Source organism: Citrobacter portucalensis (assembly GCF_023374935.1).
Taxonomy (GTDB): Bacteria; Pseudomonadota; Gammaproteobacteria; order Enterobacterales; family Enterobacteriaceae; genus Citrobacter; species Citrobacter portucalensis.
In genome coordinates this window covers 3457036-3477016 of sequence record NZ_CP092466.1, presented here as the reverse complement: position 1 = coordinate 3477016, position 19981 = coordinate 3457036, and the positions used below count along the sequence as shown (strand labels likewise).

Sequence of the window (19981 nt, the reverse complement as noted above, 5' to 3'; positions counted from 1 at the left end):
CCATGGCCAGAACGCGTGGACGAGGTCGTCGCGAACTCAAGTCCGAAATCAATATTGTACCGCTGCTCGACGTACTGCTGGTGCTGTTGCTGATCTTTATGGCAACCGCGCCGATCATTACGCAGAGTGTGGAAGTCGACCTGCCGGATGCGACCGAGTCGCAAGCCGTCAGCAGTAACGACGAACCCCCGGTCATTATTGAAGTTTCCGGTATTGGGCAATACAGCGTGGTGGTTGAGAAAGATCGTATGGATCAACTGCCGCCGGAGCAGGTTATCGCGGAGGCGAAAAGCCGCCTGCAGACCAATCCGAAAACGGTCTTTTTAATCGGTGGTGCGAAAGACGTGCCTTATGATGAAATAATTAAAGCGCTGAACTTGTTACACAGTGCAGGCGTAAAATCGGTTGGCTTGATGACGCAGCCAATCTGATGACTGCGTTTTGCTGGCTTGAAAGATAGCACGTAACAGGCGAACAGTTTTTTGGGAACCGAGAGTGTCAAAGGCAACCGAACAAAACGACAAGCTCAAAAGGGCGATAATTATTTCAGCGGTGCTGCATGTCATTTTATTTGCAGCGCTGATCTGGAGTTCGTTCGATGAGCACATTGATGCTTCAGCCGGCGGCGGCGGCGGTTCGTCCATCGACGCCGTTATGGTCGATCCTGGCGCCGTTGTGCAACAGTACGACAGGCAGCAGCAACAGCAGGCAAGTGCGAAACGTGCTGAAGAGCAGCGTGAAAAGCAGGCGCAGCAGCAAGCTGAAGAACTTCGCGAGAAGCAGGCAGCTGAGCAAGAGCGACTGAAGCAGCTGGAAAAAGAACGTTTAGCCGCGCAGGAAAAAGTGCGCGAACAGGCGGAACAGCAGAAGCAAGCTGAAGCCGCCGCAGCGAAAGCGCAAGAGCAACAGAAACAGGCTGAAGAGGCTGCGGCGAAGGCTGCTGCAGACGCGAAGGCTAAAGCTGATGCTCAGGCGAAGCAAGCGGCAGATGCCGCGAAGAAAGCCGCTGCGGACGCACAGAAAAAAGCTGAGGCTGAAGCCGCTAAAGCCGCCGCTGATGCGAAGAAAGCTGCAGAAGCACAAGCTGCTAAGGCAGCTGCGGACGCTGCGAAGAAAGCACAGGCTGAGGCCGCTAAGCAAGCTGCAGCCGAGAAAGCTGCTGCTGAGAAAGCTGAAAAAGCCGCTGCCGCGAAAGCTGCCGCTGCTGAAAAAGCGGCGGCTGATAAGAAAGCCGCTGCAGAAAAAGCAGCGGCAGACAAAAAAGCTGCAGCTGAGAAAGCCGCTGCCGATAAGAAAGCTGCGGCAGATAAAGCAGCTGCTGCTAAAAAGGCTGCGGCCGAAAAAGCCGCTGCAGCCTCTGGCGTTGACGACCTGTTGGGCGACCTGAGCTCCGGTAAGAATGCACCGAAATCGGGCGGTGGAGCGAAAGGAAACGGCCAACCGGCGAAAGATAGTGGTACAAGTGGTGCCAATGGCGGTGCATCTGGCGCTGATATCAGTGCTTACGCATCTCAAATTCGTAATGCGATCCAGAGCCGTCTGTATGGTGCAGATTTGTATGCAGGTAAATCTTGCGTATTACATATCAAGTTAGCACCCGATGGTCTGTTACTGGATGTGACCGAAGAGGGCGGGGATCCGGCATTGTGTCAGGCTGCGCTGACGGCTGCGAAAACCGCCAGAATTCCTAAACCGCCTAGCCAGGCAGTTTATGAAAAAGTAAAAGATGCCAAACTGGACTTCAAACTGTAATAACGCCCCCTGAGAAATCAGGGGAAACGGTCTAAGGTTGAGGCAGAGTTCTGGTAGTTTTGTGTATTTGAGTTTGTTAACATTCTGCTAAATTATCGTGGGCTTTCCGTCCAGATAAGGGAGATATGATGAAGCAGGCATTACGAGTAGCATTTGGTTTTCTGATGCTGTGGGCAGCGGTGCTGCACGCAGAAGTACGTATCGAGATCACCCAGGGGGTGGACTCGGCGCGCCCGATTGGTGTTGTCCCCTTCCAGTGGGCAGGACCGGGTGCTGCACCTGAAGATATCGGTGGTATCGTAGGTGCTGACCTGCGTAACAGCGGTAAATTTAACCCGTTAGACCGTTCTCGTCTGCCTCAGCAGCCCGGTACCGCGCAGGAAGTTCAACCTGCCGCTTGGTCTGCGCTGGGCATTGATGCCGTAGTCGTCGGCCAGGTTACGCCGAACCCGGATGGTTCTTACAGCGTTGCCTATCAGCTGGTTGACACCGGTGGCGCACCGGGTACCGTACTGGCACAGAACACCTATAAAGTGAACAAGCAGTGGCTGCGTTACGCGGGCCATACTGCAAGTGACGAAGTGTTTGAAAAACTGACCGGCATTAAAGGTGCATTCCGTACCCGTATCGCTTATGTTGTTCAGACCAACGGTGGTCAGTTCCCGTACGAATTACGTGTGTCCGACTACGATGGTTACAACCAGTTCGTGGTACACCGTTCTCCGCAGCCGCTGATGTCTCCGGCGTGGTCCCCGGACGGTTCAAAACTGGCGTACGTTACCTTCGAAAGCGGTCGTTCTGCACTGGTTATTCAGACACTGTCTAACGGCGCGGTTCGTCAGGTAGCCTCGTTCCCACGTCACAACGGTGCGCCTGCGTTTTCTCCGGATGGCAGCAAACTGGCGTTTGCCCTGTCTAAAACCGGTAGCCTGAACCTGTATGTCATGGACATTGGTTCCGGTCAGATCCGTCAGGTGACGGATGGTCGTAGCAACAACACGGAACCTACCTGGTTCCCGGACAGCCAAAACCTGGCCTTTACGTCTGACCAGGCCGGTCGTCCGCAGGTATATAAAGTTAACGTCAACGGCGGTGCTCCGCAGCGCATTACCTGGGAAGGTTCGCAAAACCAGGATGCGGATGTGAGCAGCGACGGTAAATTTATGGTAATGGTAAGCTCGGCCAACGGTCAGCAACACATTGCCAAACAAGATCTGGTAGCGGGTGGCGTACAAGTTCTGTCGTCAACGTTCCTGGACGAAACGCCAAGTCTGGCACCTAACGGCACTATGGTAATCTACAGCTCTTCTCAGGGGATGGGATCCGTGCTGAATTTGGTTTCTACAGATGGGCGTTTCAAAGCGCGTCTTCCGGCAACTGATGGACAGGTTAAATTCCCTGCCTGGTCGCCGTATCTGTGATAATAAATAATTGATTAATAAAGGAATCATTGAAATGCAACTGAACAAAGTGCTGAAAGGGCTGATGATTGCTCTGCCTGTTATGGCTATTGCAGCGTGTTCTTCTAACAAGAACGCCAGCAATGACGGCAGCGAAGGCATGCTGGGTGCCGGCACTGGTATGGATGCAAACGGCAGCGGCAACATGTCTTCTGAAGAGCAAGCGCGTCTTCAGATGCAACAGCTGCAGCAGAACAACATCGTTTACTTCGATCTGGACAAGTACGATATCCGTTCTGACTTCGCTGCAATGCTGGATGCTCACGCTAACTTCCTGCGTAGCAACCCGTCTTACAAAGTCACCGTAGAAGGTCATGCGGACGAACGTGGTACTCCTGAGTACAACATCTCCCTGGGTGAGCGTCGTGCGAACGCCGTTAAGATGTACCTGCAGGGTAAAGGCGTTTCTGCTGACCAGATCTCCATCGTTTCTTACGGTAAAGAAAAACCTGCAGTACTGGGTCATGACGAAGCGGCTTACGCCAAAAACCGTCGCGCCGTACTGGTTTACTAAGAGAATTGCATGAGCAGTAACTTCAGACATCATCTGTTGAGTCTGTCGTTACTGGTTGGCATAGCGGCCCCCTGGGCCGCTTTTGCACAGGCGCCAATCAGTAGTGTCGGTTCTGGCTCGGTCGAAGACCGTGTCACTCAACTCGAGCGTATTTCTAACGCTCACAGTCAGCTTTTAACCCAACTCCAGCAACAACTCTCCGATAATCAGTCCGATATTGATTCCCTGCGCGGTCAAATTCAGGAAAATCAGTATCAACTGAATCAGGTTGTTGAACGCCAGAAGCAGATATTGCTGCAGATGAATAATCTTGGCAGCGGTAGTGCACCTGCGGCGCAATCTGCGGGCGGCGATCAGAGCGGGGCAGCAGCAACCCCTGCACCTGATGCGGGTGCAGCGGCAGCGTCAGGTGCTCCGGTACAAACTGGCGATGCGAATACCGATTACAATGCGGCCATTGCTCTGGTGCAGGATAAATCCCGCCAGGATGACGCGATTGAAGCATTTCAGAACTTCATTAAAAAGTACCCAGACTCAACTTACCTGCCAAATGCGAATTACTGGCTGGGTCAGTTGAATTACAACAAGGGGAAAAAAGATGATGCAGCGTTCTATTTTGCTTCAGTAGTCAAAAACTTCCCGAAATCACCAAAGGCTGCAGACGCGATGTATAAAGTCGGCGTCATCATGCAGGACAAAGGTGATAAAGAGAAAGCGAAAGCCGTTTATCAGCAGGTTATCACTAAATACCCTGGCACTGATGGCGCGAAACAAGCGCAAAAACGCCTTGGCGCGATGTAATGAACACCATGCGACCAGAAATCGTGTTAATTCTGGTCGCGTCGTGTGATTCCTAAGCAGTTGAGTTATTTACATCGAAATTTTTGTTGCGCTAAAATCTGAAATCAGTAATATATGCCGCCGTTGCCAAGGGATATCAAACAGCCCGAAAGCGGCAAAAAAAGTGGGTCGTTAGCTCAGTTGGTAGAGCAGTTGACTTTTAATCAATTGGTCGCAGGTTCGAATCCTGCACGACCCACCAATCGTTCTGGTGGAACGCGATAGTAAAACGTGAAGGATAACGTTGCGTAAGCAACGGCCCGTAGGGCGAGACGAAGTCGAGTCATCCTGCACGACCCACCACTAACTTAGTTAGTAAGTAGTATCCAGCGCAGTATCGGGTGATTAGCTCAGCTGGGAGAGCACCTCCCTTACAAGGAGGGGGTCGGCGGTTCGATCCCGTCATCACCCACCACTCGGGGCGTTAGCTCAGTTGGTAGAGCAGTTGACTTTTAATCAATTGGTCGCAGGTTCGAATCCTGCACGCCCCACCAATTTATTGGTGGCACCGAGTAAAAATTTTCAGGTTATACCCGAGCGGGTCGTTAGCTCAGTTGGTAGAGCAGTTGACTTTTAATCAATTGGTCGCAGGTTCGAATCCTGCACGACCCACCATCCTGAAAGTATAAAGAAGTAAACCCCATACGGGGGCGTTAGCTCAGTTGGTAGAGCAGTTGACTTTTAATCAATTGGTCGCAGGTTCGAATCCTGCACGCCCCACCAGTGTAAAAAGGCGCCCTAAAGGCGCCTTTTTGCTATCTGCGATTTATAAGATTCGAAGCTGCTTGCCTGATGCGCTTCGCTTATCAGTCCTACAGACGACACTATTCACGTAGGCCGGATAAGACGTCAGTCGCCTTCCGGCATTCCTCACACGCAATTATTGTGACTTTCTTACGCCAATCCGCTATCTTGTTTAGCATATAAAACAAATCTAACCGAATACGGCGTGCGTCACGCTTTTAATCGGTTATTTCGTTAAGCCAGTAAAACGAGAAAGCAAGATGAGCGTGATGTTTAATCCAGAAGCAGCAATTTATCCGTTTCCGCCGAAGCCAGCCACGCTGAGTGTGGATGAAAAGCAATTTTATCGTGAAAAAATCAAGCGCCTGCTGAAAGAGCGTGATGCCGTTATGGTCGCGCACTATTACACCGATCCCGAAATTCAGCAGTTGGCCGAAGAGACCGGTGGTTGTATTTCTGATTCTCTGGAGATGGCGCGTTTCGGCTCAAAACATTCTGCCTCTACGCTGTTGGTTGCAGGCGTGAGGTTTATGGGGGAAACCGCCAAAATCCTCAGCCCGGAAAAGACCATCCTGATGCCGACCCTACAGGCGGAATGCTCATTAGATCTGGGCTGTCCGATTGATGCGTTCAGCGCGTTTTGCGATGCGCACCCCGATCGTACCGTGGTGGTTTACGCCAATACCTCAGCCGCCGTTAAAGCACGTGCGGACTGGGTCGTCACATCCAGTATCGCGGTAGAACTTATTGAGCATCTTGATAGTTTAGGTGAAAAAATCATCTGGGCTCCGGACAGACATCTGGGCAACTACGTCCAAAAACAGACCGGTGCAGATGTTATTTGTTGGCAGGGGGCCTGTATCGTCCATGACGAATTTAAGACTCAGGCTTTAACACGCATGAAAGGGCTTTACCCTGATGCCGCGGTGTTGGTGCACCCGGAGTCCCCTCAGTCTATCGTTGATATGGCCGATGCGGTTGGCTCAACCAGCCAGTTAATCAACGCCGCTAAATCGTTACCGCATCAACAGCTAATTGTGGCGACTGACCGGGGCATATTTTACAAAATGCAGCAGGCCGTTCCGGATAAAGAATTGCTTGAAGCGCCGACGGCTGGTGAGGGGGCAACCTGCCGCAGCTGTGCGCATTGTCCGTGGATGGCGATGAACGGCCTCAAGGCGATTGCTGAGGGCCTGGAACAAGGCGGAGCGGCTCATGAGATACATGTTGATGCTGCGCTGCGAGAAGGGGCGTTGTTGCCGTTAAACCGCATGTTGGAATTTGCGGCTACACTTCGAGCTTAATTAATTATTTTGCTCTGGGGGAAAAGATGGACTTTTTTAGCACGCAGAACATTCTGGTACATATTCCGATTGGCGCTGGCGGTTACGATCTGTCGTGGATCGAAGCTGTGGGGACGATCGCTGGGTTGCTGTGTATTGGCCTGGCGAGCCTTGAGAAAATCAGCAATTACTTCTTCGGCCTGATAAACGTCACGCTGTTTGCGATTATCTTCTTTCAGATCCAGCTCTATGCAAGCCTGTTGCTGCAAGTTTTCTTCTTTGCCGCCAACATCTACGGCTGGTATGCCTGGTCCAGGCAAACCAACCAGCATGAAGCGGAACTGAAAATTCGCTGGCTGCCGTTACCAAAAGCGATCGGCTGGCTGGCGGCTTGCGTGGTGGCGATCGGCCTGATGTCGGTCTATATCGATCTGGTCTTTGCGTTCCTGACCCGCATTGCGGTGAACATTATGCAGGCATTAGGATTGCAGGTTGTTGTGCCTGAGTTGCAACCCGATGCATTCCCGTTCTGGGACTCCTGCATGATGGTGTTGTCGATTGCGGCGATGATCCTGATGACGCGTAAGTACGTTGAAAACTGGCTGCTGTGGGTGATCATTAACGTAATAAGCGTAGTGATTTTCGCCCTGCAAGGCGTATATGCCATGTCGCTGGAATATGTGATCCTGACGGTTATCGCCCTGAACGGTAGCAGAATGTGGATTAACAGCGCGCGCGAGCGGGGTTCCCACGCGCTGTCCCATTAATAGTGATGGTGTGAATGGCCGGATACCCCCTGATACAGGTGGCAGTCCGGCCCATTACACGGCTGATACTCCATCTGGATCGTGGCGTGTTCAATCTGGTAGTGATGGATAAGGAAATGCTGAATACGCTCCAGCAGCGCGTCGTGATCGTGCGGCGGGACCACCTGCACATGCAGCGTCATTACCGGTTTTTCACCCACCATCCAGACATGGACATGGTGCACATTGCGGACTTCGGGGATATCCCGGCTGAGATGGCGCTGCAGTGCGGCGATATCCAGCGTCAGCGGGGCGCCTTCCAGTAATTCATTAACGCTATCCTTTAACAGTCGCCAGGCGCTACGCAGTACCAGCACGGAAACCAGAATCGAGAGAATCGGGTCCGCAGGCGTCCAGCCCGTCCAGATAATAATCAGCGCAGCGATGATCGCCCCGACCGAGCCGAGTAAATCGCCCATCACATGTAGTGCCGCGGCGCGGACGTTCAGGTTTTTCTCCTCACTGCCGCGGTGTAGAACCCAAAAAGCCAGCACGTTAGCCAGTAAACCCGCGACAGCTATAACCATCATCATGCCGCCAGCCACGGGGCGGGGCGTATGGAAGCGCTCAATGGCTTCCCAGACGATTAAAATGGTGATCACGACCAATGCGATGGCATTAACAAACGCGGCCAGTGTCGTGAGCCTCAGCCAGCCGAAGGTGTGTCGTATTGTGGGCGGGCGATGGGAAAACCGGACGGCCAGTAGCGCAAAAAGGAGCGCTGCGGCATCAGTGAGCATATGCCCGGCATCGGCCAACAAGGCCAGTGAACCTGAAAGTATTCCACCCACCACTTCAACCAACATAAATCCGGCTGTAATGCAGAATGCAAACATCAAGCGGCGGGCATTATTGTCCTTGGGTTGCTCAGAAGAAGTATGAGTATGCGAGTGCGCCATTATGCCATCCCTTTGTTATTCTCATCTTTACTGTATGCCATCATACCGTTTTTGGGATGATAAAATTAAAAAGGAGAGCTATTGCTCTCCCATTATTAGCTTTATTTTCAGCGTTACTGCGTAGTGCCATCAGTTTTTGTCTCAGCATCATTGTTAATGCCGTTTCCGGTCTCAACCTTCTTATTCACATCAGGGCAGCGACCGTCCTTACACATGGTGTTTTTGTGCATCTCATCTTTGGTCATCCCTTCATGGTTCATTGATGAACCGTTCGGGTGCAGCATTGTGCCACCCGAATTCACGTTACTGTTGTCGACATTATTTGGTGCCACGTTTTCGCGTGCGTCTGGGGCGACCTGACCGGCATCCGCCGAGGAATTTGCCTGGCCGTTATTGGACTGCGTATTGGTTTCAGCTGCCAGCGCCGCGCCGCTGGCGAGGCTGAGTGTAGCGGTAAGAAAGAGTGAAGCCAGCTTTGTCATATGCATAATATGCTCCTGTTATGGTCGATATGTCGGATAACGTCTTCCAACAGTGCATGTGCCAGTTACATCATCAATATGTGGTTAATAGTTTTGCCAGAGAAATTAAACCCAGCATAGAATCTTGAAATTTATGAAAATTAAAGCTGTTACAGTTATAAATTGTAGGTTGGATCTCGTTTTTCGCTACTTTATTGCGTTTTTTTGGCCAATTCCAGGATTAATCCGTCCAAAGTGTAAAACCCCGTTTACACTTTATGACTGAAGATATAGATTGGAGGGATTGCATTCATTTATATAAGTATGGCAACGCTGGAATAATCATGAATTATCAGAACGACGATTTACGCATTAAAGAGATCAACGAGTTATTACCGCCAGTCGCATTGTTGGAAAAATTCCCCGCTACTGAAAATGCCGCAAACACGGTGGCTCATGCCCGTAAGGCGATTCATAAAATCCTGAAAGGGAGTGACGATCGCCTGTTGGTAGTGATTGGGCCTTGCTCTATTCATGATCCGGCAGCCGCCAAAGAGTATGCCGCTCGCCTGCTGGCACTGCGTGAAGAGTTAAAAGGCGAGCTTGAAATCGTTATGCGCGTCTATTTTGAAAAACCGCGAACTACCGTAGGCTGGAAAGGGCTTATCAACGATCCGCACATGGACAACAGCTTCCAGATCAACGATGGGCTGCGCATTGCGCGTAAACTGCTGCTGGATATCAATGACAGCGGATTGCCTGCAGCGGGTGAATTCCTCGATATGATTACGCCGCAATACCTCGCCGACCTGATGAGCTGGGGCGCGATTGGGGCACGTACCACAGAATCTCAGGTGCATCGCGAATTGGCGTCTGGTCTGTCCTGCCCGGTTGGCTTTAAAAACGGTACTGATGGCACGATAAAAGTAGCGATTGATGCGATTAACGCCGCAGGAGCGCCGCACTGCTTCCTGTCTGTGACCAAATGGGGTCATTCGGCGATCGTAAATACCAGTGGTAATGGCGATTGCCATATTATTTTGCGTGGCGGCAAAGAGCCGAACTACAGTGCTCAGCACGTTGCCGACGTGAAAGAAGGTCTGATCAAAGCAGGGCTTTCAGCGCAGGTGATGATCGACTTTAGCCATGCCAACTCCAGCAAGCAGTTCAAAAAGCAGATGGATGTCGCGAAAGATGTTTGCGGACAAGTTGCTGGGGGCGAAAAAGCAATTATTGGCGTGATGATCGAAAGCCATCTGGTAGAAGGTAATCAGAACCCGGATAGCGGTGAGCCGCTGACTTACGGTAAGAGCATCACCGACGCCTGCATTGGCTGGGAAGATACCGATGCGGTGTTGCGCCAGCTGGCGGATGCAGTAAAAGCGCGCCGCGGTTAAAAAATTCATCCGGGCTACGCTCGGTAGGCCGGATAAGGCAACGCCGTCATCCGACAATAAAAAAGCGTGGAGCATTCCACGCTTTTTTCGTTTGACCCGGGATGAAAATTACTTCGCTTTACCCTGGTTCGCAACGGCTGCCGCTTTTGCTGCGATCTCGTCAGCGTTACCCAAATAGTAGTGTTTGATTGGTTTGAAGTTTTCGTCGAACTCATATACCAGCGGTACGCCGGTTGGGATGTTCAGTTCAAGGATCTCATCTTCGCCCATGTTATCCAGGTATTTAACCAGCGCACGCAGAGAGTTACCGTGAGCGGCGATAATTACGCGCTCACCGCTTTTCATGCGCGGCAGAATGGTTTCGTTCCAGTAGGGGATAACGCGATCGATGGTCAGCGCCAGGCTTTCGGTAACCGGTAACTCTTTGTCGGTCAACTTCGCATAGCGCGGATCGTGACCCGGATAACGCTCGTCATCTTTGGTCAGTTCCGGTGGCGTTACCGCAAAGCCGCGACGCCATTGCTTAACCTGCTCGTCACCGTATTTTTCAGCGGTTTCCGCTTTGTTCAGACCCTGCAGCGCGCCGTAATGACGTTCGTTCAGTTTCCAGGATTTTTCAACCGGCAGCCAGGCCTGATCCAGTTCGTCCAGTACGTTCCACAGGGTGTGGATGGCACGTTTCAGCACAGAGGTATAAGCAAAATCGAAGCTGTAGCCTTCTTCTTTCAGCAGTTTACCTGCCGCTTTTGCTTCGCCCACGCCTTTCTCTGACAGATCAACGTCATACCAACCGGTAAAACGGTTTTCGTTGTTCCACTGACTTTCACCGTGACGTACCAGAACCAGCTTAGTTACAGCCATACACTCACTCCTATAAATCATATTGAATGATAATAATTCTCATTATATTGCCGTAAAGCGTCAGCGGCAATGCTTACGCATAACCATAGCGAAAATAGCGCCACAGTGTAAGGTTCTTGTGAATTCAAGGTTGCGATTTTGTCTTTGAGTGGTGGGGATTTGAGCGGTTCTACTGTGATAAACAAATAACAGGCCCGCTACGTTACGTCATCGGGCCTGTGAGGGGAAAGGATCAGACTGGAATAAACTGATATTCCGTCACGCTGGCATACTCTTCACCCGGGCGTAAGAAGCAGTCCGGCTGCTGCCACTCTGGATGGTTTGGGCTGTCCGGGAGAAACTCACTTTCCAGCGCCAGACCTTGCCAGTCTTCGTAGGCGTCTGGTCCGCGAGATGGTGTACCGCCGAGGAAGTTGCCGGAGTAAAACTGCAATGCCGGGGCGGAGGTGTATACCACCATCTGCAGTTTTTCATCCTGGGACCACAGTCGAGCGACCGGTGTACGCGCATTGCCCTGTGCCTGAAGCAGGAAGGCGTGATCGTAACCTTTCACCTTGCGCTGATCGTCATCGGCAAGAAATTCACTGCTGATAATTTTAGGCGTGCGGAAATCGAAAGTGCTACCAGCTACGGATTTCAGCCCGTCATGCGGGATGCCCATTTCGTCTACGGGTAAATACTCGTCCGCCAGAATTTGCAGCTTGTGCTGGCGCACATCTGTTTTGTCACCGTCTAGATTAAAATAGACATGATTCGTCAAATTTACCGGGCAGGGCTTATCAACCGTGGCACGGTAGGTTATCGAAATCCGATTATCGTCAGTCAGGCGATACTGCGCGGTGGCGCAAAGATTACCAGGGAAACCCTGGTCGCCATCGTCAGACGTTAAGGCAAACAGCACCTGACGGTCATTCTGATTCACTATCTGCCAGCGACGTTTGTCGAAACCGTTCGGTCCGCCGTGCAGTTGGTTATCACCCTGGCTTGGCAGCAATTCAATGGTTTCGCCGTCAAAGGTATAGCGGCTGTTGGCGATACGGTTAGCGTAGCGACCAATTGAAGCGCCCAGAAACGCAGCCTGCTCCGGGTATTGTTCCGGACTGGCGCAACCGAGCAGGGCTTCGCGCACGCTACCATCGCTAAGCGGAATACGTGCAGAGAGCAGCGTTGCGCCCCAGTCCATGAGCGTGACGACCATCCCTGCGTCATTGCGCAGGGTGAGCAGGCGAAACGGCTGACCGTCCGGAGCCTGCACAGGGATTTCGTTTAACATTGTCCGGCTCCTTGTGAAGGTTTACAGACGTAAAATGTTTCTTTAATACCGGTTTTGGCTTCATACTGTTCGGCGACAGCCTGCTGTACGGCCGGCACCAAATCTTGCGGGATCAGTGCCACGATGCAGCCGCCGAAGCCGCCGCCGGTCATACGGACACCGCCTTTATCGCCGATGGTCGCTTTGACAATCTCGACCAGCGTATCAATTTGCGGCACGGTAATTTCAAAGTCATCGCGCATTGAGGCGTGAGATTCCGCCATCAGCTGGCCCATGCGCAGCAGGTCACCTTTTTCCAGCGCCTGTGCGGCTTCAACGGTACGCGCATTTTCCGTGATCACGTGACGAACGCGTTTGGCGACAATCGGATCCAGTTCGTGAGCAACTGCGCTAAAGGTTTCAAAGCTGACATCACGCAGGGCAGGTTGCTGGAAGAAACGCGCCCCGGTTTCACACTGTTCGCGACGGGTGTTGTACTCGCTACCCACCAACGTACGTTTAAAATTGCTGTTGATGATTACCACCGCCACGCCTTCAGGCATGGAAACGGCTTTGGTGCCCAGCGTACGGCAGTCGATCAGTAGCGCATGATCTTTCTTGCCAAGCGCCGAGATCAACTGATCCATAATGCCGCAGTTACAGCCGACAAACTGGTTTTCAGCTTCCTGGCCGTTCAGGGCAATCTGCGCCCCGTCGAGCGGCAGATGATAAAGCTGCTGGAACACGGTGCCTACTGCCACTTCCAGCGAAGCCGAAGAGCTTAAGCCTGCGCCCTGAGGCACATTACCGCTGATCACCAGATCCGCGCCGCCAAACGCATCGTTGCGTTTTTGCAGATGCTTCACCACGCCACGCACGTAGTTTGACCACTGCTGGCTGTCATGAGCGATTATTGGCGCGTCCAGAGAGAACTCGTCCATTTGATTATCGTAGTCAGCCGCGATAACGCGAACTTTTCTGTCATCGCGTGTCGCACAGCTAATCACGGTTTGATAGTCGATAGCACAGGGCAGAACGAAGCCGTCGTTATAATCGGTATGTTCGCCAATCAGGTTTACACGGCCCGGTGCCTGAATAGTATGGGTGGCAGGGTAGCCAAATGTTTCAGCAAACAGAGATTGTGTTTTTTCTTTCAGACTCATTATTTAAACTCCGGATTCGCGAAAATGGATGTCGCTGACCGCACGCAGTCGTTCAGCCGCTTGTTCTGCCGTCAGGTCGCGCTGGGTTTCTGCCAGCATTTCATATCCGACCATAAATTTACGCACGGTTGCGGAACGCAGCAGCGGTGGATAAAAGTGTGCGTGCAACTGCCAGTGTTGGTTTTCTTCTCCGTTAAACGGCGCGCCGTGCCAGCCCATGGAGTAGGGGAATGAGCACTGGAACAGATTGTCGTAACGACTGGTCAGTTTTTTCAACGCCAGCGCCAGATCAGCGCGCTGTTCGTCGGTCAAATCGGTGATACGCAGAACATGCGCTTTCGGCAGCAGCAGCGTTTCGAACGGCCATGCCGCCCAGTAGGGCACGACTGCCAGCCAATGCTCAGTTTCAACGACCGTCCGACTACCGTCCGCCAGTTCACGCTGGACGTAATCAACGAGCATCGGCGCGCCTTGTTCGGCGAAGTATGCTTTCTGCAGGCGATCTTCACGTTCGGCTTCGTTAGGCAAAAAGCTGTTGGCCCAAATTTGTCCGTGTGGGTGCGGGTTCGAGCACCCCATCGCTGCGCCTTTATTCTCAAATACCTGCACCCAGGGATAGGTTTTGCCTAAGTCTTCGGTCTGCTCCTGCCACGTTTTCACTATTTCTGTTAGCGCAGGGACGCTGAGTTCCGGCAGCGTTTTGCTGTGATCGGGCGAGAAGCAAATTACACGGCTGGTACCGCGCGCGCTCTGACAGCGCATCAACGGATCGTGACTGTCCGGCGCGTCCGGGGTATCGGACATCAGCGCTGCAAAGTCATTGGTAAAGACATAGGTCCCGGTGTAATCCGGGTTTTTGTCGCCGGTAACGCGCGTATTGCCAGCGCACAGGAAGCAGTCCGGGTCATGTGCAGGCAGTACCTGCTTAGACGGAGTTTCCTGCGCCCCTTGCCACGGGCGTTTGGCGCGATGTGGTGATACGAGGATCCACTGCCCGGTGAGCGGGTTAAAACGGCGATGTGGATGATCGACAGGATTGAATTGCGTCATGATTGGTCCTTAATCCGAATATCCCTGCGGGTGGCGTGACTGCCAGTGCCAGGTATCTTGTGCCATTTCATCCAGTGTGCGGGTCACGCGCCAGTTGAGCTCGCGATCGGCTTTGCTGGCATCCGCCCAGTAGGCCGGAAGATCGCCATCACGGCGCGGGGCGAAATGGTAATTCACCGGTTTACCGCAAGCTTTGCTGAAGGCGTTAACCACGTCCAGCACGCTGCTGCCGATGCCTGCACCGAGGTTGTAAATATGTACGCCCTGTTTACCCGCCAGTTTTTCCATGGCAGCAACGTGGCCGTCGGCGAGATCCATCACGTGGATGTAGTCGCGTACGCCGGTGCCATCTTCAGTAGGGTAGTCATTGCCAAATATGGCAAGAGACTCGCGGCGGCCAACGGCAACCTGCGCGATGTAAGGCATCAGGTTGTTTGGAATACCTTGCGGATCTTCCCCCATATCTCCCGATGGATGAGCGCCAACCGGGTTAAAGTAGCGCAGCAGGGCAATGCTCCAGTCGGGCTGCGCTTTTTGCAGATCGGTCAGGATCTGTTCCACCATCAGCTTGCTTTTGCCGTACGGACTTTGCGGCGTGCCGGTGGGGAAGCTTTCAACGTAAGGAATTTGCGGCTGATCGCCATAGACGGTCGCGGAGGAGCTGAAAATGAAGTTTTTCACGTTAGCAGCGCGCATTGCATTCACCAGACGCAGAGTGCCGTTGACGTTGTTGTCATAGTACTCCAGCGGTTTGGCAACGGATTCTCCAACGGCTTTTAAACCGGCAAAATGGATGACCGTATCAATGGCATGATCGTGCAGAATTTCGGTTATCAGCGCTTCGTTACGGATGTCTCCTTCCACGAAGGTCGGATGCTTGCCGCCTAAACGCTCAATGACGGGCAGTACGCTGCGCTTGCTGTTGCAGAGATTGTCCAGGATCACCACTTCGTGACCGTTTTTCAGCAACTGCACGCAAGTGTGGCTTCCAATGTAACCGCTACCACCTGTAACCAATACTCTCATAATTCGCTCCGTTAAGCCTATGGTATGCAATAACCATAGCATAACAAAGATGCGAAAAGTGTGACACGGAATAAATTAGTGGAATCGTTTACACTCCGGTGTTTTCACTCGATACTGCCAGTTACTTTATTATAAATCATTATGTTAGGTTGTTATTTCAGCACTTGTCTGAAAAAAAAGCAGAAAAAAGGGCGTGATAAACGCCCTGGCATGAAAATTAACGCAGAGAGGTTTGTCGATAGGCGTAGATATCACCCTCGGGTACAAACTCTAGCCGATGGGTAATGCAGGCAGGGGCATCTTCGGCGTGATGAGAGACAAACAAAAGCTGAGTTTCACCTTCACCGATCAGGACATCCACAAACCGACGGATCAGTTGACGGTTGAGCGGATCTAATCCTTGCAACGGTTCATCGAGGATCAGCAACGTAGGATGTTTCACCAGTGCACGAACAATCAATGCCAGCCGCTGCTGCCCCCAGGAAAGACTATGAAATGGTGCATCCGCGGTATGTTTATCGATGCCCAGAATATCCAGCCACTGTTGTACCAGCTTGTGCTGCCTGTCGGAGACGGCCTGATAAATGCCGATTGAATCGAAATAACCGGAGAGAATAACGTTGCGAACTGTCGTGCTTACCCGGTAATCCAGATGCAGGCTGCTGCTGACATAGCCAATATGTTTTTTGATATCCCAGATAGTTTCACCGCTGCCCCGGCGGCGGCCAAACAGGGTCAGGTCGTTGCTATATCCCTGGGGATGATCGCCGGTGATTAAACTGAGCAGGGTTGATTTCCCCGCACCGTTGGGGCCGATGATTTGCCAGTGTTCCCCCGGATTTACCCGCCAGCTCAGATGATGCAGGATAGGGCGATCGTTATACGAGACGGTGCCGTCGTTAAGCACAATGCGCGGCTCGTTATCTGACAGCGTGTGGCGCACCGAAGGCTCATCCGGTTCGGGTAACTGGATGCCTTCCAGCCGCTCGCTATGGGCAAGCTGAGCGATTAATGCCTGTTGCAGAAGGTCGGGTTTTGCACCGGTTTCCGTCAGCGTGCAGTCGGCAAGTACGCCGGCAAACTGCACGAACTCAGGAATTTCATCAAAGCGATTAAGCACCAGTACCAACGTTAAACCGGCCTGGTGCAACTCAGCGAGCAACTCTGCTAACTGGCGACGGGACGCCACGTCCAGCCCGTCAAAGGGTTCATCAAGGATCAGTAAATCCGGTGTGGACATTAATGCCTGGCAGAGTAGGGTTTTGCGCGTTTCACCGGTGGAAAGGTATTTGAAACGCCTGTTAAGTAGGGATGAAATGCCAAACTGCTGCGCCAGTGCAGCGCAGCGGGCGGGGTCGTGAACTTCGTCCTGAATGATTTCTGCGGTAGTGCGCCCGGTGTCGTCTTCACCGGGACTAAGAAGATCGGTGTTGTTTCGCTGCCACTCGTCGCTGACCAGCTTTTGTAGCTGCTCAAAAGAGAGTCGGGTAATACGTGTGAACTGACAGTGACGTTCGCCTTTCAGAAGCGGTAACTCGCCCGCCAGCGCGCGGGCCAGCGCAGATTTCCCGCTGCCGTTAGAGCCAACAAACGCCCAGCTATCACCCGCGTTTAACGTCAACGCATCTAACTGGAGCGTTTTTGTGTCGCTAAGACGAAACGTGCCTTGCGAAATTTGCAACGATGACATTTTGTATCCCATTATTTGCAGCGATGAATAACAGGGATACGTGTTCTTCAGGCTGATGTCAATTAACTCAGCACAGTGTGGCGATAATCACCCTGTCCGCATTAAAATATGCTGTGACGTTAGCGCCTTCCGTTAATGTGTGGGCCTGCTCTATCGGCAAAGTCGCGCACAGCGTCTGGCCGTCTGGCAAGGTCATCAACACTTCACACTGCTCCGCTCCGCGTTCGATATGGCTAATCGTGCCCTGCAACTGGTTATCGGCGGCCTGAGCGATCGCGTCGTCCTGAGTGATTCCCACCCATGGCGCTTTCAACAGAATCAGTACTTCTTTGCCTTCTTCAAGCCCGAGACGCTCGCCGCTTTGCGCAGTGATTGCCACTTTCAGGCGCGTTTCGCCATCCGCCAGCAGCACGTCGACATGCTGTTGAACCTGATCGTGGTCGCGGGCGGTAATGGTGCCAAACCACTGGTTACGGGCGCTGGTTTGCAGCGAAAAGCGAGAGATCGCCGCCAGCAGGCTATTGAGTGGCAGGGCATCGTCATCGCTCAAAACATCGAAGGCTTTCTGTTGGATTTGCGCCAATAAATCATACAACTGGATTAAGCGTTGGCCGTAGCGCGTTAACACCGCGCCGCCGCCGCCTTTGCCGCCAGTGGCGCGCTCAACCAGCGTCTGCTCGCTGAGTTGATTCATTTCGTTAATCGCATCCCAGGCGCTTTTATAGCTGATACCTGCATCCTTCGCGCCCTGACTGATGGAGCCGGAAAGCGCAATGTGCTTAAGCAGAGAAATGCGGCGGGGATCGGCAAACAGTTTTTGCTGAAGTTTCAGCGTAAGAAGGATTTCGGCCTGCATCACAAGCTCCTGGCAAAAGGGGTATTGTGACGGAAAACCGCGCGCGCGCAAAGCCAACCGCACAAAAGGGGAGTGCTTTTCTGTGTTATGTGGTTAGAATACAACTAAGGACTATATCTGGAGTTGACCATGTTAGAGTTATTGAAAAGTCTGGTATTCGCCGTAATTATGGTTCCTGTGGTGATGGCTGTCATCCTGGGGCTGATTTACGGACTGGGTGAAGTGTTCAACATCTTCTCCTCTATCGGTCAGAAAGACCAGTCCAGACAGAATCATTGATTCCCCAAACGCCCGCTCAGTCGGGCGTTTATATTTTTTGCCTGCCAACTCGTTTTCTCAAGATCTTGCTTTCCCTGCCGATATTTTCTTTGTGTAACCTCTAATTGGTATCAATAACCACTGGGAAAATCCTGGTTTACTCGTTATATTTTCGCCTACATAACGAAACACAAAGGAGTTACAGATGGCACGTACATGGTTACGCTTGTTTGCAGGGGCAACACTTTCTCTTACCGTGGCCGGGCATGCGCTGGCGGATGAAGGAAAGATTACCGTTTTTGCAGCGGCTTCGCTGACCAACGCGATGCAGGACATTGCAACGCAATATAAAAAAGAGAAGAACGTTGATGTTGTCTCCTCTTTTGCTTCTTCTTCCACGCTGGCGCGTCAGATTGAAGCAGGCGCACCGGCCGATCTGTTTATTTCTGCCGATCAGAAATGGATGGATTATGCGGTAGACAAAAAATCGATTGATACCGCCACGCGTGCAACGCTGTTGGGTAACAGTCTGGTGGTGGTTGCGCCGAAAGCCAGCGCGCAGAAAGACTTCACCATTGACAGCAAAACCAACTGGACCAGTCTGTTGAATGGTGGACGCCTGGCTGTCGGCGATCCGGAACATGTTCCGGCGGGCATTTATGCCAAAGAAGCGCTGCAAAAACTGGGTGCATGGGATACCCTGGCGCCGAAACTGGCTCCTGCTGAAGACGTGCGCGGTGCGCTGGCGCTGGTAGAGCGTAACGAAGCGCCGCTGGGGATCGTCTATGGTTCCGATGCTGTCGCCAGTAAGGGCGTAAAAGTTGTTGCGACTTTCCCGGAAGATTCGCACAAAAAAGTGGAATACCCTATCGCGATTGTTGATGGGCACAAAAACGCAACGGTTAGCGCGTTCTATGATTATCTGAAAGGACCGCAGGCTGCTGAAATCTTTAAACGTTATGGATTTACGACCAAGTAATGATACTGACCGATCCTGAATGGCAGGCAGTCATCCTGAGCCTGAAAGTTTCTTCCCTGGCTGTGTTGTTTAGTTTGCCGTTTGGGATCTTCTTTGCCTGGCTGCTTGTGCGATGCAAGTTTCCGGGCAAAGCGCTGCTCGACAGCGTCCTGCATTTGCCACTGGTTCTGCCGCCGGTCGTGGTAGGCTATCTGCTGCTGGTCGCCATGGGGCGGCGCGGATTCATTGGCGAATGGTTGTACGACTGGTTTGGCATTACCTTTGCCTTTAGCTGGCGCGGAGCTGTGCTGGCTGCGGCGGTGATGTCTTTTCCTCTGATGGTACGGGCAATTCGTCTGGCGCTGGAAGGTGTCGACGTCAAGCTGGAGCAGGCGGCCCGCACGCTGGGAGCCGGACGCTGGCGTGTATTCATGACGATTACGCTACCGCTGATGCTGCCCGGCATTATTGTCGGTACGGTGCTGGCGTTCGCGCGTTCCCTCGGGGAATTTGGCGCAACCATTACTTTTGTTTCCAACATTCCTGGCGAAACCCGCACCATTCCTTCGGCGATGTATACCCTGATCCAGACTCCCGGCGGCGAAAGCGCGGCGGCGAGGTTGTGTATCATTTCTATTGTGTTGGCGCTGATTTCGCTGCTGATTTCTGAATGGCTGGCGCGTATTAGCCGTGAGCGGACGGGGCGATAAT

At 52.5% G+C, this 19981-nt stretch carries 20 protein-coding genes and 5 tRNA genes; 16 read left to right on the top strand and 9 right to left on the bottom strand.

The features are described from left to right. Positions 1-2: 2 nt before the first annotated feature. The 12 genes from tolR to pnuC all read left to right on the top strand — a co-directional run bounded on the left by tolR (position 3) and on the right by pnuC (position 7360). Positions 3-431 carry a colicin uptake protein TolR gene (tolR, locus tag LY264_RS16965; RefSeq protein ID WP_003022978.1) on the top strand — a complete coding sequence of 143 codons (429 nt, stop codon included), beginning with the start codon at positions 3-5 and terminating at the stop codon, positions 429-431. A gap of 64 nt (positions 432-495) precedes the next feature. Further along, complete coding sequence (tolA, locus tag LY264_RS16960) at positions 496-1752, top strand: cell envelope integrity protein TolA (protein ID WP_008784157.1); 1257 nt, start codon at positions 496-498, stop codon at positions 1750-1752. A gap of 128 nt (positions 1753-1880) precedes the next feature. After that, positions 1881-3173 carry a Tol-Pal system beta propeller repeat protein TolB gene (gene tolB, locus LY264_RS16955; protein WP_003022981.1) on the top strand — a complete coding sequence of 431 codons (1293 nt, stop codon included), beginning with the start codon at positions 1881-1883 and terminating at the stop codon, positions 3171-3173. A gap of 34 nt (positions 3174-3207) precedes the next feature. Next, entirely contained in the window at positions 3208-3726 is a 519-nt protein-coding gene (pal, locus tag LY264_RS16950; protein ID WP_003022983.1) for a peptidoglycan-associated lipoprotein Pal, read from the top strand. A 9-nt stretch (positions 3727-3735) separates the two neighbouring features. Next, positions 3736-4527 (top strand): cell division protein CpoB, encoded by a 792-nt coding sequence (gene cpoB, locus LY264_RS16945; protein WP_003831441.1) that lies wholly within the window; start codon positions 3736-3738, stop codon positions 4525-4527. A 165-nt stretch (positions 4528-4692) separates the two neighbouring features. Further along, positions 4693-4768: transfer RNA gene (locus LY264_RS16940), tRNA-Lys, on the top strand. A gap of 137 nt (positions 4769-4905) precedes the next feature. Then, positions 4906-4981: transfer RNA gene (locus LY264_RS16935), tRNA-Val, on the top strand. Between the two features lie 3 nt (positions 4982-4984). Beyond that, positions 4985-5060 (top strand) — tRNA-Lys (locus LY264_RS16930). A 45-nt stretch (positions 5061-5105) separates the two neighbouring features. Next, positions 5106-5181: transfer RNA gene (locus tag LY264_RS16925), tRNA-Lys, on the top strand. 32 nt (positions 5182-5213) lie between these two features. Next, a tRNA-Lys gene (locus LY264_RS16920) sits at positions 5214-5289 on the top strand. A gap of 281 nt (positions 5290-5570) precedes the next feature. Beyond that, the gene (gene nadA / locus LY264_RS16915; RefSeq protein ID WP_048226064.1) at positions 5571-6614 is read left to right on the top strand and encodes a quinolinate synthase NadA; all 1044 of its coding nucleotides are present in this window, start codon (positions 5571-5573) and stop codon (positions 6612-6614) included. A gap of 26 nt (positions 6615-6640) precedes the next feature. Continuing rightward, positions 6641-7360 (top strand): nicotinamide riboside transporter PnuC, encoded by a 720-nt coding sequence (gene pnuC, locus LY264_RS16910; RefSeq protein ID WP_048214653.1) that lies wholly within the window; start codon positions 6641-6643, stop codon positions 7358-7360. Here pnuC and zitB read toward each other — a convergent pair. Beyond that, entirely contained in the window at positions 7357-8298 is a 942-nt protein-coding gene (gene zitB / locus LY264_RS16905) for a CDF family zinc transporter ZitB (RefSeq protein ID WP_048226062.1), read from the bottom strand. The two genes, pnuC and zitB, sit on opposite strands and share 4 nt — an antisense overlap. A gap of 113 nt (positions 8299-8411) precedes the next feature. Next, entirely contained in the window at positions 8412-8786 is a 375-nt protein-coding gene (locus LY264_RS16900; protein ID WP_003022994.1) for a YbgS-like family protein, read from the bottom strand. 317 nt (positions 8787-9103) lie between these two features. On the opposite strand from LY264_RS16900, the gene aroG reads away from it, so the two are divergent. Beyond that, positions 9104-10156, top strand: a complete 1053-nt coding sequence (aroG, locus tag LY264_RS16895; RefSeq protein WP_003831449.1) for a 3-deoxy-7-phosphoheptulonate synthase AroG — start codon at positions 9104-9106, stop codon at positions 10154-10156. Positions 10157-10264: 108 nt separating this feature from the next. Here the strand turns inward: aroG and gpmA are convergent, their stop codons facing one another. The 7 genes from gpmA to modE form a co-directional block, all read right to left on the bottom strand. Beyond that, entirely contained in the window at positions 10265-11017 is a 753-nt protein-coding gene (gpmA, locus tag LY264_RS16890) for a 2,3-diphosphoglycerate-dependent phosphoglycerate mutase (protein WP_003022999.1), read from the bottom strand. Positions 11018-11249: 232 nt separating this feature from the next. Beyond that, entirely contained in the window at positions 11250-12290 is a 1041-nt protein-coding gene (galM, locus tag LY264_RS16885; RefSeq protein ID WP_048226060.1) for a galactose-1-epimerase, read from the bottom strand. Then, positions 12284-13432 (bottom strand): galactokinase, encoded by a 1149-nt coding sequence (galK, locus tag LY264_RS16880; protein WP_042309665.1) that lies wholly within the window; start codon positions 13430-13432, stop codon positions 12284-12286. Before galK ends, galM begins: the two co-directional genes overlap by 7 nt. A 3-nt stretch (positions 13433-13435) precedes the next feature. Next, positions 13436-14482: a galactose-1-phosphate uridylyltransferase gene (gene galT, locus LY264_RS16875; RefSeq protein WP_032942745.1), complete on the bottom strand. Its 1047-nt coding sequence runs from the start codon at positions 14480-14482 to the stop codon at positions 13436-13438. Between the two features lie 9 nt (positions 14483-14491). Next, positions 14492-15508, bottom strand: coding sequence for a UDP-glucose 4-epimerase GalE (gene galE, locus LY264_RS16870; RefSeq protein ID WP_003831462.1), 1017 nt, complete (start codon positions 15506-15508; stop codon positions 14492-14494). A 217-nt stretch (positions 15509-15725) separates the two neighbouring features. After that, positions 15726-17198 carry a molybdate ABC transporter ATP-binding protein ModF gene (gene modF, locus LY264_RS16865; RefSeq protein WP_048226056.1) on the bottom strand — a complete coding sequence of 491 codons (1473 nt, stop codon included), beginning with the start codon at positions 17196-17198 and terminating at the stop codon, positions 15726-15728. 67 nt (positions 17199-17265) lie between these two features. Beyond that, entirely contained in the window at positions 17266-18054 is a 789-nt protein-coding gene (gene modE, locus LY264_RS16860; RefSeq protein ID WP_032942748.1) for a molybdenum-dependent transcriptional regulator, read from the bottom strand. 129 nt (positions 18055-18183) lie between these two features. Between modE and LY264_RS16855 the strand changes: the two genes are divergently transcribed. The 3 genes from LY264_RS16855 (at position 18184) to modB (ending at position 19980) form a co-directional block, all read left to right on the top strand. Then, positions 18184-18333 (top strand): AcrZ family multidrug efflux pump-associated protein, encoded by a 150-nt coding sequence (locus LY264_RS16855; protein ID WP_020996536.1) that lies wholly within the window; start codon positions 18184-18186, stop codon positions 18331-18333. Positions 18334-18517: 184 nt separating this feature from the next. Beyond that, positions 18518-19291, top strand: a complete 774-nt coding sequence (gene modA / locus LY264_RS16850) for a molybdate ABC transporter substrate-binding protein (protein ID WP_032942749.1) — start codon at positions 18518-18520, stop codon at positions 19289-19291. Then, positions 19291-19980, top strand: a complete 690-nt coding sequence (gene modB / locus LY264_RS16845) for a molybdate ABC transporter permease subunit (protein ID WP_008784169.1) — start codon at positions 19291-19293, stop codon at positions 19978-19980. The genes modA and modB overlap by 1 nt, the downstream gene beginning before the upstream one ends. Position 19981 lies beyond the last annotated feature (1 nt).

Coding starts and splice junctions, on each gene's coding strand:
- tolR (WP_003022978.1), top strand. CDS start 3: ATGGCCAGAACGCGTGGACGAGGTCGTCGCGAACTCAAGTCCGAAATC.
- tolB (WP_003022981.1), top strand. CDS start 1,881: ATGAAGCAGGCATTACGAGTAGCATTTGGTTTTCTGATGCTGTGGGCA.
- pal (WP_003022983.1), top strand. CDS start 3,208: ATGCAACTGAACAAAGTGCTGAAAGGGCTGATGATTGCTCTGCCTGTT.
- cpoB (WP_003831441.1), top strand. CDS start 3,736: ATGAGCAGTAACTTCAGACATCATCTGTTGAGTCTGTCGTTACTGGTT.
- nadA (WP_048226064.1), top strand. CDS start 5,571: ATGAGCGTGATGTTTAATCCAGAAGCAGCAATTTATCCGTTTCCGCCG.
- pnuC (WP_048214653.1), top strand. CDS start 6,641: ATGGACTTTTTTAGCACGCAGAACATTCTGGTACATATTCCGATTGGC.
- zitB (WP_048226062.1), bottom strand. CDS start 8,298: ATGGCGCACTCGCATACTCATACTTCTTCTGAGCAACCCAAGGACAAT.
- LY264_RS16900 (WP_003022994.1), bottom strand. CDS start 8,786: ATGCATATGACAAAGCTGGCTTCACTCTTTCTTACCGCTACACTCAGC.
- aroG (WP_003831449.1), top strand. CDS start 9,104: ATGAATTATCAGAACGACGATTTACGCATTAAAGAGATCAACGAGTTA.
- gpmA (WP_003022999.1), bottom strand. CDS start 11,017: ATGGCTGTAACTAAGCTGGTTCTGGTACGTCACGGTGAAAGTCAGTGG.
- galM (WP_048226060.1), bottom strand. CDS start 12,290: ATGTTAAACGAAATCCCTGTGCAGGCTCCGGACGGTCAGCCGTTTCGC.
- galK (WP_042309665.1), bottom strand. CDS start 13,432: ATGAGTCTGAAAGAAAAAACACAATCTCTGTTTGCTGAAACATTTGGC.
- galT (WP_032942745.1), bottom strand. CDS start 14,482: ATGACGCAATTCAATCCTGTCGATCATCCACATCGCCGTTTTAACCCG.
- galE (WP_003831462.1), bottom strand. CDS start 15,508: ATGAGAGTATTGGTTACAGGTGGTAGCGGTTACATTGGAAGCCACACT.
- modF (WP_048226056.1), bottom strand. CDS start 17,198: ATGTCATCGTTGCAAATTTCGCAAGGCACGTTTCGTCTTAGCGACACA.
- modE (WP_032942748.1), bottom strand. CDS start 18,054: ATGCAGGCCGAAATCCTTCTTACGCTGAAACTTCAGCAAAAACTGTTT.
- LY264_RS16855 (WP_020996536.1), top strand. CDS start 18,184: ATGTTAGAGTTATTGAAAAGTCTGGTATTCGCCGTAATTATGGTTCCT.
- modA (WP_032942749.1), top strand. CDS start 18,518: ATGGCACGTACATGGTTACGCTTGTTTGCAGGGGCAACACTTTCTCTT.
- modB (WP_008784169.1), top strand. CDS start 19,291: ATGATACTGACCGATCCTGAATGGCAGGCAGTCATCCTGAGCCTGAAA.